Source organism: Pedobacter sp. 05L430 (assembly GCF_056397585.1).
In genome coordinates this window covers 1-10,297 of the sequence record NZ_JBFTNT010000137.1, presented here as the reverse complement: position 1 = coordinate 10,297, position 10,297 = coordinate 1, and the positions used below count along the sequence as shown (strand labels likewise).

Annotated in this window: 9 protein-coding genes; 1 reads left to right on the top strand and 8 read right to left on the bottom strand. The window is 40.3% G+C overall.

Annotation, left to right across the window (positions count from 1 at the left end; all coding sequences use genetic code 11):
* Positions 1–1,107: Fic family protein (locus AC1DG9_RS16815; protein WP_477634924.1), on the top strand; the 1,107-nt coding region annotated here is incomplete at its 5' end.
* 662 nt (positions 1,108–1,769) lie between these two features.
* Here the strand turns inward: AC1DG9_RS16815 and AC1DG9_RS16810 are convergent.
* The 8 genes from AC1DG9_RS16810 to AC1DG9_RS16775 all read right to left on the bottom strand — a co-directional run.
* Positions 1,770–2,084 (bottom strand): hypothetical protein, encoded by a 315-nt coding sequence (locus AC1DG9_RS16810; RefSeq protein ID WP_288879077.1) that lies wholly within the window; start codon positions 2,082–2,084, stop codon positions 1,770–1,772.
* Positions 2,085–2,114: 30 nt separating this feature from the next.
* The gene (locus AC1DG9_RS16805; protein WP_477634923.1) at positions 2,115–2,279 is read right to left on the bottom strand and encodes a hypothetical protein; all 165 of its coding nucleotides are present in this window, start codon (positions 2,277–2,279) and stop codon (positions 2,115–2,117) included.
* A gap of 446 nt (positions 2,280–2,725) precedes the next feature.
* On the bottom strand, positions 2,726–5,278 hold the full coding sequence (locus AC1DG9_RS16800) for a heavy metal translocating P-type ATPase (protein WP_172659945.1): 2,553 nt from the start codon (positions 5,276–5,278) through the stop codon (positions 2,726–2,728).
* Positions 5,279–5,296: 18 nt separating this feature from the next.
* The gene (locus AC1DG9_RS16795; protein WP_288879076.1) at positions 5,297–8,086 is read right to left on the bottom strand and encodes a multicopper oxidase domain-containing protein; all 2,790 of its coding nucleotides are present in this window, start codon (positions 8,084–8,086) and stop codon (positions 5,297–5,299) included.
* 18 nt (positions 8,087–8,104) lie between these two features.
* Positions 8,105–8,575 carry a heme-binding domain-containing protein gene (locus tag AC1DG9_RS16790; RefSeq protein ID WP_172659943.1) on the bottom strand — a complete coding sequence of 157 codons (471 nt, stop codon included), beginning with the start codon at positions 8,573–8,575 and terminating at the stop codon, positions 8,105–8,107.
* Positions 8,576–8,581: 6 nt separating this feature from the next.
* Positions 8,582–9,154, bottom strand: a complete 573-nt coding sequence (locus tag AC1DG9_RS16785; protein ID WP_172659942.1) for a DUF3347 domain-containing protein — start codon at positions 9,152–9,154, stop codon at positions 8,582–8,584.
* Between the two features lie 158 nt (positions 9,155–9,312).
* On the bottom strand, positions 9,313–9,801 hold the full coding sequence (locus AC1DG9_RS16780; RefSeq protein WP_099437547.1) for a DUF3347 domain-containing protein: 489 nt from the start codon (positions 9,799–9,801) through the stop codon (positions 9,313–9,315).
* A 109-nt stretch (positions 9,802–9,910) separates the two neighbouring features.
* The coding region (locus AC1DG9_RS16775; RefSeq protein WP_477634922.1) for a hypothetical protein at positions 9,911–10,297 on the bottom strand (387 nt) is incomplete at its 5' end.

Sequence of the window (10,297 nt, the reverse complement as noted above, 5' to 3'; positions counted from 1 at the left end):
GTGTACAACCTGCAGGCAGCACTGATATATAGCACCGAAGGGATCTATCGATCAAAACCACTGGATTGCCGCATCACCTTAGCCAGTATTAGCGATGCTTCAGAACTATTACCTATTTTGCTTGACAATGGTCACTCTACCATTAGCGGTAGGTTGAGCGGTGCGTTCCGGAACATTGGAAGGGATAGGATTGCTGACCAAATCATTGATACGATGAGACAAGCGGGATATGACATCAGAGAATATGACCCCTTTCAGGAAAAATTACAAATAGCGATCAGCCCACGTGAGCGATCCCCTTTTGTCAATCGCATACGGTTGATGTGGCAGCAAATGAGTGAAATCATTATAAAAGATTTCCCGAAAGCTCCTGGTGTACCGGCAGATCAGGAAGCTTATATTAAAATAGTAGATGAAGTGTATCTAACAGATGCTTACCACTCTCTTTCCATTGAACGTTACAAAGTTACCCCTGAGCTCATTGCTAAAGTGAGCAGCGGTGAATGGGACAAAGATAGCTCCCAACAAGACCGTAAACAGAAAGATGCTATGGCTGCAAGAGGTTATTTCCAAGCCTTTCAGGAAGTAAAAAAAACATTGGAAAAAATCCTACAGGGAGAGAACGCTGGATTGCAAGCAGATAAAGACCATCAGAAATGGTACCGGGAACTTTTTGATCCGAGTGTACAAGCTGGAATACTAAAAGCTTCAGATCTGGCTGGCTACCGGAGTCACCAAGTCTATATCAGTTCATCAAAGCACGTACCACTGAGTGTTGAAGCTATGCGTGATGCCATGCCTGAATTATTTGAACTCTTGCAAAAGGAACAGCATCCTGCAGTAAGGGCAGTCCTGGGCCACTATATTTTTGTCTTCATCCATCCTTACATGGATGGCAATGGTAGAATAGGCAGATTTTTAATGAATACAATGCTCGCCTCAGGGGGATATCCATGGACAGTGATACCAGTGGAGAAAAGGGATGAGTACATGAAATCACTGGAAACTGCCAGCGTCACTGGTGACATCAGTGTCTTCTCAAAATTTATTGCCTATCTGGTTGCTGAAAATATGAAAGGGAAACCAGTCGCTCACTTGCCAAGTTAACCGACAGCGTCATAAACCTCAACAGCAGATAAAGACATGGATCAGAAAGATGTACTTTACATATATACGGACCGTCAATCTTGAAATTACTTGTCGTTTATAAAGTTATAGACGGATAAGACCTACTGAAATGATCAGGTCCAAATTATAATGTTCCAGATCTCTGGATACTTTTCTTTCGCCTTCCTGCCGAACTATTCGCAAATACCGACCAGTTGAATCTTTATCTAATCCCTTAGACTCAAAATGTTTTTGATATGCTCGCTGATGTTAGCTTTGCTAGATTTAAATAAGTCGACAATCTGGTTTTGGTAAGTCAATTTGTTTCATACTCAATTTTAATGTCAATTCCAGTTTCACCGTCAGGTGTTTGATAAATATTTACTGGCTTTGAGTAAGGTTTACAGATTTATATGCTCTGGTCATATCATAACTATTAAGAATAGGATAAGGGGCAAATAATACCCCTTATCCTATTCTTAATTCGAATGGTCAAAAGTAAATAATTTGTTTCTAAACATCATTCAACAACTTTCACAGATTATGTTGTGCAGTTACAAGCTCTTTTATATCCTCACTCGTAGCAATAGCACAGGCAGGAAAGGTGGCTCGTATCATCTTAACTAATGCCTGTTCATTTACACCCTCATTTACACCTTCATTTACACCTTCACCTTCCCTCCTGCTTTGTCTTCAGCATTAACCTTACCATTTACACCTTCATATAATCCTTCTACTTCAATTCTTGCCGGCAGTTTAGTCAGAAAACAGGTGCAATCCCGACCTGTATCATAGGTTGGCTCTGGCGATCCGTTGCTTACCATCGCATGATAAATTGTAGGGAAACCAGTACCCCCGGCCTTCGGATAGCCGAAGTTCCTTAAGAAAGCTAAATAAGCATCAAACATTCCTTTAGGCTCCCTGATATAATTGATATTATTTACAACAATTTCCTCTGTTAATACAGAATCTGTCATGGTTTGATTTTTAATAGTTAGCATATTCAACTAGGCGTACAACCTGATAATCTTCGGTTCGGGTTTGTCTTCTGGCTCACTGCTGGGCTCTGGCGAGGTGACCAAATCCGCTGGCTTGTCATTTTCCTGATCCCCCACATTAGCTTCCACATTAATCAGTCCCTTGTCACGCAATTTTTCATCCAGGCCGGCCATATCCGCTGCGACTTTAATGTCTAAGATTTTAGCATAATGTTGGGTGGTCTTGATATTTGTATATTTCGCAGATAGTGGTTCTTCCCCAATTTTGGTGGTTCTTCAAAATGAAGTGAGTAATGTAAAATCAATGAATTAAGTGTTCATTAAAGCTTGCTGGTGATTAAAGCCGTAGGGTTCTCTAACATATGAGAATCATGATCAATGTTAGTTCCCGCAAAAAATAATACAAAGGAACCACCGAGGTAATAAGCTTGTATCAACTTGAAAAACAGTTATTTACAAAAAGGAATTGCTTGTCTGTTATATTTTTCACCACCAAAATTGGGGAAGAACCATTTTGGACCGTAATATGAGGCCACGTTCCGCGAAAGAGGTGGCCACATATGGAATAATCCCCACTTTATCTTCCATAATTAATGTGATTAAATGTATTTAATTAAAAATTAGTCAATTCTTGCACTCTTAAGGCGCAGTGAGTTCAGAATAACGGATACTGAACTGAAGCTCATGGCAAGCGCAGCTATCATCGGTGACAGTAAAATTCCAAAAAACGGATATAAAAGTCCCGCAGCCACGGGTATTCCCAATACATTATATCCAAGGGCAAAGAATAAGTTACCTTTAATATTGCCCATTACCTTGTGGCTTAACAAACGGGCTTTTGCAATACCATTCAAATCGCCCTTTACAAGGGTAATTGCTGCACTTTCAATAGCAACATCTGTCCCAGTACCCATCGCAATGCCAATATCAGCCTGTGATAATGCCGGGGCATCATTAATACCATCGCCTGCCATCGCCACTTTTTTTCCTTCGGCTTGCAATTTTTTCACTTCGTTCAATTTATCCTCCGGTAACATCCCGGCTTTGAAACCATCTAAATTTAAGGTTTGACTAACTGCCCTTGCTGTATCTTCATTGTCCCCTGTAAACATGATTACCTTTAAACCTTCTTCCTGAAGTTTTTTGATAGCGGCAGCACTTGAGGGCTTGATTTTATCAGAAATAACCACAAAGCCAACAGCTTTATGCCCAACAGCTAAATAAGAAACTGTCTTACCTTGTTTTTGTGCGGTCATAACCTGCTCTTCTAATTCAGGATCAATTTCAGCTTTAACGTGTTCCATTAATTTCTGGTTGCCTAAAGCAAGTTTTTCCTGTTTCAATGTACCCATTACACCTTTACCAGTTACAGCTTCAAAGTTTGTGATAGGCTGAATACTGATCTTTTTCTCTTCCCCGTAACGAAGCGTTGCCTGTGCTAAAGGATGCTCACTGCTGCTGTTCAATGCTACGATTCTTTCAAGGACTTTCTTTTCATCAAAATCTGGGTTTACACTAATGACCTTTTCAACCGATGGTTTCCCTTCGGTTACTGTTCCAGTTTTATCAATAATCACGACATCAATTGCATTCATTTTTTCCAACGATTCTGCATTCTTAATCAACACCCCAGACTGTGCGCCTTTTCCTACGCCCACCATTACAGACATCGGCGTCGCCAAACCAAGCGCACACGGACAGGCTATAATCAATACAGCGATAGCATTTACAAAAGCGTAAACATATGCAGGATCAGGCCCATACATTGCCCATGCTACGAAGGTAGCTATGGCAATCAACACCACTACAGGGACGAAATAACCTGAAATCTTATCGGCCATTTTTTGGATAGGTGCTTTTGAACGACTTGCAGAATTCACCATTTCAATGATTTGGGACAACAGTGTTTCCGAGCCTACTTTCTCCGCAAGCATGACAAAGGTTTTATTACCATTGATTGTTCCAGAGCTAACTTTGTCCCCAGGTTTCTTTTCCACCGGAACAGGTTCACCTGAAATCATAGATTCGTCAATCGTCACTTCTCCAACTTTAATACTGCCGTCAACAGGTATCTTCTCTCCCGGCTTCACCCGTAACATGTCCCCCTTCTGAATGTCATCTATGGAAACTGTGGTTTCTTTTTCGCCTACAATCCTGGTAGCGGTATTGGGTGCCAGTTTCAACAGTTCTTTAATAGCACTGTTTGTTTTCCCATGCGCTCTGGCCTCTAAAAGCTGACCAAGCAAGACTAAAGTCAGGATAACAGTTGCTGCTTCGAAATAAACATAGACCGTACCGTGATGGGTTTTAAACTGGTTTGGAAAAACATCAGGAAAAAGCAGGGCGACAAGACTAAATAGCCAAGCCACCCCCGCACCAATACCAATCAAAGTAAACATATTTAATTTCCATGTAATTATGGATTGCCATGCGCGCTGAAAGAACATCCATGTTGCATAAAACACCACAGGGATAGAAAATGCAAACTGAACCCAGTTCCAATATTTCAATTCCATCAATTTGAAAATCGGATTACCTGGTATCATCTCAGACATTGCAATCAAAAAGACAGGTATGGTAAAAACCGTTGCGACCTTAAACTTACGCAAAAGCGTTTCATAAGTTTTATCCTCCTCTTCCAAATTTACACCCAATGGAACCAAATCCATTCCACATATCGGACATGAACCAGGCTGATCTCTGATAATTTCGGGGTGCATAGGACAAGTAAATTGAGTGGCTTGCTTTAATACCGGCTGCTTCAGCAAGTCCATTCCACAAACCGGGCAATGACCTGGTTTACCATAAGTTTTATCTCCTTCACAATGCATCGGACAATAATATACCTCTCCGGTTTCTTCCTTATTAACCTTAACCGGAGCAGCGCCATGACCCTGAGGGGCTGAAACATGATGTTGGTGACCAGAATGATCTGGACTGTGTTTATCTGCGGCAATCTTTTGAAAGCCGGACATTTCAATCCTGTAATTTCCAGCAGCAGAAAGCGTTTCCTGCAATTTTTCAGTAGTAATATGCTTATCCATCGTAATCGTTGCCTCAGCTGGTTCCAAGGTAACCTTAGCAGAAATCCCGTCAATACTATTCAAGGCATCTTCAACTTTACTACGACAGCCCTGACAGGTCATTCCGATTATTTTATAGGTATGCTTCATGATGTAAAGATTAATTGGTTAATAATTTAATGTTAGTCCGGCGCCATAACCCATATCACTGTCATAGTGGGTGGACAGGCCAAAATATTTGGTGACGATGTATCTAAACCCCGCCATATACTCTTTATCGGTATTGACCATAAATTGAAAGCGCAATCTTTTGGATATAGGTACATCTTCTCTCATCAATTGAAATCTCACGTTTCCTTTATGATCGACAGAAGCATCTGCAACAATTAACATTGGCAAAGTGTATTGTACCCCCAAATGAAATACCTGTCTAAAGTTTTTGGTATTGCCCTGTCCGAAAAGATTATCCCCGGGTGCTGTAGATTGCCCAAAAATATTCTTTTCCATCGGATCAACCGTTCGTTTACGGAAATCCCAACCAACATAGGGAAAGAGCCATTGGTTTCTTCCAAGGTATCTCCCAAAATGACTTTCGTTTTCATAACCATGATGGGATTGAAAACCCACTCTCCATTCGGTAGTAAAACGGTATCGGGTATTGGCCAGCATGATTTCACCGTCACTTCCATTGCTTTCAATTCCAACTCTCGCCATGGGATGAAATTCCCTGTCATCACTAAACAACTTACGCTGCGCTAATTTAGGGTTAGGAATTTCTGGATTAGGCGGAGAGTTTTCATAACTGAACACTCTGCCCATTCCGCTCATCATGTGGTACAGAATATGGCAATGGAAAAACCAATCACCACCTGGTTCTGATGCTGCAAATTCAAGAGTATCCCTTTCCATGGGCATAATGTCGATGATGTTCTTCATGGGAGCATATTCGCCTTGTCCATTGACAACCCTGAAATCATGACCATGCAGGTGCATAGGGTGGCGCATCATACTGTTGTTAAACAAAATGATCCGAACGTTTTCTCCTTTCTTAATCAGGATTTTATCACTTTCTGAAACCGTTTTATTATCCAAAGTCCAGACATATCGGTTCATATTCCCTGTTAGATCAAACTTTAGCTCTTTCCACGGGCCACTAGGTAAAGTCGTTTTCTTTGGATCACGAAGCATATTATAGTTCAACGTAACGATGTCAGGACTTTCCGCTGTCATATCCATACCTGCCATGTTTTTTTCGTTAGACATTTGCATCCCCGGCATAGCTGCTTTTTTGTTTTCTTTTTTCGGGGTCTCTTCACCCGTTACTTCGGGATACATTACCGTGTTCATGTCCATAACCTGGTTCTGCATTTTCATGCCTTCCATTTCGATCATGTTGCCGTTCATATCCATCATGTCATTCATCATCTTCATTCCGGCAAAATATTTCAGCTTAGGCAGTTTTTGAGCAGGAACTTTTTCTCCCTTACCCAACCAAAGGGAAGCAGATTTGGTGCGGTCTTCGGGCGTAACCAAAAATTCGTAGCTTTTATTTTCGGGAATGGTGACCACCACATCATACGTTTCGGATACAGCTATAATTAGCCTGTCAACTTCTACAGGCTCGACATCATTTCCATCGGTAGCTACCACGGTTATTTTACCACCGGAATAAGTTAACCAGAAATAATCAGATGCCCCGCCATTGGCAATACGAAGTCTTACCTTATCTCCGGCTTTAAATTGTGGCTGCTCATTTTGGTTCTTACCATTGATCAGAAAAGTATCATAGTACACATCACTTACATCCATTGCATTCATACGCTTCCACTCATTGGCCACTTTGGTTTTAAAATGACCTGTTCTAATGGCTTCGGCATAACTTTGGGTCGTTCCTTTTTTAATGGCAAACCAATCGTTGGCATTTTTCAGGCTTCGGTGTACTTCTTCTGGTTTCATATCTGTCCATTCACTAAGTACCACCGGAACGGTTGGAATGTCCCATTCTTTTCTTTTGTTCATGATAAAAGCACCATACATACCAATCTGCTCTTGCAATTCGCTATGGCTATGGTACCAATGAGTGCCATGCTGAACAATTGGAAATTTATAGATGTAAGTAGAATGCGGCTTAATGGGCATTTGGGTTAGAAATGGCACACCATCCATTTTATTCGGCAAAAACAGGCCATGCCAATGCAGAGAGGTTTCTTCATCGAGTTTATTATGTACATATATCAATGCTGTATCGCCTTGGGTAAAAGTGAGTGTTGGCATTGGTATCTGTCCGTTTACAGCTATTGCCCTTTTTGTTTTTTTTCCAAAGGTTACTGTAGTATCGGCAATATAAAGATCATAGCGAACAGTACGGGGTGGTTGAGTAAAAGCAATGGTTTTGATGGGGCCCAAATTCGATTTGGCTTTTTTAATGTTTTCCATTGTAGCACTATTGTCTCCCATCTGCATACCTTCCATGTTCTCCATTCCATCCTTTGGAGCATCTTTCATAGGCATCTGCATTTCGTCATGTTTGGTGGGAGCTGCYTTAGCTTTTTCAGGTACCAATTTCATTCCACACTTAGGACAATTGCCTGGCTTGGGTGCATGAATTTCGGGATGCATTGGACAGGTGTAAGTTACCTTCTGCGCTGACTCATCGCTGTCTTGCTTTTTATCAGGCATTTTCATATTTTCCATGCCTTCTTTTTTTGATGGAGCCGTCTTTTTCTCTTTTGCCCCAGGTTTCGGTTTAGCAGCCTTTACCTTTTGAACAACGAGTTTCATGCCACATTTAGGACAATTACCAAGCTTGTTGGATTGTATTTCCGGGTGCATTGGGCAAGTGTAAATAACCCGCGACTGCTTCGTACTTTCATTGTCAGGCATTTTCATTTTCTTCATATCCTGGGCAGAAACCGCAGAATAGAAGATCAATAAGAAAACCGTTAGTATATTTTTCATTTCTTTGATGATTAATGGTTAGTTAAAATTCTTTTTGTTTAAACTATCCTTTGAATTTTGTACCCAGTTCATTAGCAACAATTTTTCCGTTTTAGTCAAAATGGCATTTCTATGGATCAGGGTATAGGAGTTCAGGGGCATACTGCCATCCTTTAAACTATTTTCTATTGAGCGCAGTTTACTTTGCTGTCTTCTTGAGGTATAAGAACCAAATTCGCTAAAATTTAATTCAGCTTTCCCGGATTGAATATGATTGTTCATAAACCAGTGCATGGGCTGCATATTAGCATACCAGGGATACTCAGTATTATTACTATGGCAGTCATAACAGGCTTTTTTTAGAATACCCTGTACATCTGAGGGTACAGAAACTATTTTAGAAATATCATTTGGCATAACCTGCCTGCTTTTATTGCGGGCAGGTTGTACAAATTGAATAAGTATAAAGATCACCAATAGTCCAAGAAGTATTTTCTTTATGCCTTTCATGGCCTATTATTTTAATTCTTCTTTAACAGTACCGCAAGTTGGCATGGCTTTTCCCAGATAAGGGTTTTTAATATCCTTTACTTCGCTCAACCAGATTGCTCCCTTATTGTTATTGTACATCGGGCAGTGATCCACATACAGCGATTGATTAGCGCCAAGTAGTTTAACGAGGTCGTACATATCCTTACTCAACATATCAAAATGTTCACGCTGGTGTGCAATATTTCCAACATTAGCTCCAATATGCTCGGCATGTTCTTTAGCATCATCGTATATATCGGTATAAGCTTTATCCTGTTCTGGAGTTAAAGATTTTTTGTCGAAACTGGCAAAGGCAGTTACCATTTCATTTCCTGCTGCTGCCGCGTCTTTATCATTGTCATTTGTAAAGGCATTTTTTAATTTGAGGTATGAGGCTAATACTGCGGCAGTAGAAGTACCTTTTTCTGAAGATCCAGATGCAACGGCCGTTGTTACTGTAGCATCTTCGGAAGTGGTTGATTTAGTTTTATTACTACCATTAGAGCAGGCTGCTAAAAATAATAAGGAAAAAACTGAACTATAAATTAATGTTTTCATCGTGTTTAAATTAAAATCGTTTTAAATGTTTGATTACCTGCTTAGCGGAACAAAGTGTATTTATGTGATCCTATGGCAGAATTGTTCAATAAAATCCACATGTCAATTGCATACCAGAACACCCAATAAAGGTGAAGCTGAGGAATTAACAAACAGAATTACTTTAGAGTTTCTTTAACTGCCCCGCAGGTTAGCATTTGTTTACCGAAGTAGGGATTTTTGATCGCCTCATTCTCAGAAAGCCAATAACTCTTTTTCATTGGGCAATAGTCATAATAAACCGGGTCTTTAGTAAGTTTTACTGCCTTAGCCAGTTTAAAAAGATTTGTTGAAAAATTAGCGAAATGCTCCCTTTGGTGGGCAATGTCTTTTGTTTCTGAGATATGTTTGGCATCAAATGCAAGTTTATCCTGAAACCCCATGAAGGCTGTCATTTCTGCTTTGGGCATAGACTTCATGTCAACACTTGCCAATGCTTTAGAAAATTCGCTTGCTTTTGATGCTGCCACTGCCGCATCAGAGTTTACTAAGGCATTTTTGATGTCATAGTAAGAAGTTAACAATGATTGTGTCTGAGTACTTTGAGCGAAACTCGGGTTGATCCATGCAGTTGCAATTACAGCAACTACTAAAAATATCTTTTTCATGATGTAATAATTTAATGTTTATACTAATTCTTGGCCATAGCAATAGCTATGCGAAGTGTATCATATGCCGATACCCTATTTTACCGGGTCCAACATCTCACATTAAATCTTATATCTGAAAACTTTGAATGTCTATGCGAATGTCCCTGTTAGGCGGTCTTTCTCTGTGATCTGCATAGGCGCCCCGACCAAGTTCAACATCGGTTACGGGAATTAATAAAGAGTAAGAATGATCAGTAAGCCACAATACAGGTAAAACTACCTGCACTTTGCTCATTTCAGGAACTAATTTGCTTTGAGTAGCCAAATCATTCACTAAAGTTTTACAGCAAGGATCTTCTTTTGTAAAATTCTGCCCAGATATTGGGGTAGTTTTGTGTTCATGTCCACCTGCATGATGGTGACCATGATCTTTGTGTCCATGATGAGTAGGTTTAGCATGGGAATGATTTTCATCATGATGATCCACCTCCATTGCTAAAGCACAGCCAAAACC

Bases quoted from the DNA above. Each gene is read 5' to 3' on its own strand.
- AC1DG9_RS16785 (WP_172659942.1), bottom strand. From the start codon at position 9,154: ATGAAAACATTAATTTATAGTTCAGTTTTTTCCTTATTATTTTTAGCA.
- AC1DG9_RS16805 (WP_477634923.1), bottom strand. From the start codon at position 2,279: ATGGCCGGCCTGGATGAAAAATTGCGTGACAAGGGACTGATTAATGTG.
- AC1DG9_RS16800 (WP_172659945.1), bottom strand. From the start codon at position 5,278: ATGAAGCATACCTATAAAATAATCGGAATGACCTGTCAGGGCTGTCGT.
- AC1DG9_RS16810 (WP_288879077.1), bottom strand. From the start codon at position 2,084: ATGACAGATTCTGTATTAACAGAGGAAATTGTTGTAAATAATATCAAT.
- AC1DG9_RS16780 (WP_099437547.1), bottom strand. From the start codon at position 9,801: ATGAAAAAGATATTTTTAGTAGTTGCTGTAATTGCAACTGCATGGATC.
- AC1DG9_RS16790 (WP_172659943.1), bottom strand. From the start codon at position 8,575: ATGAAAGGCATAAAGAAAATACTTCTTGGACTATTGGTGATCTTTATA.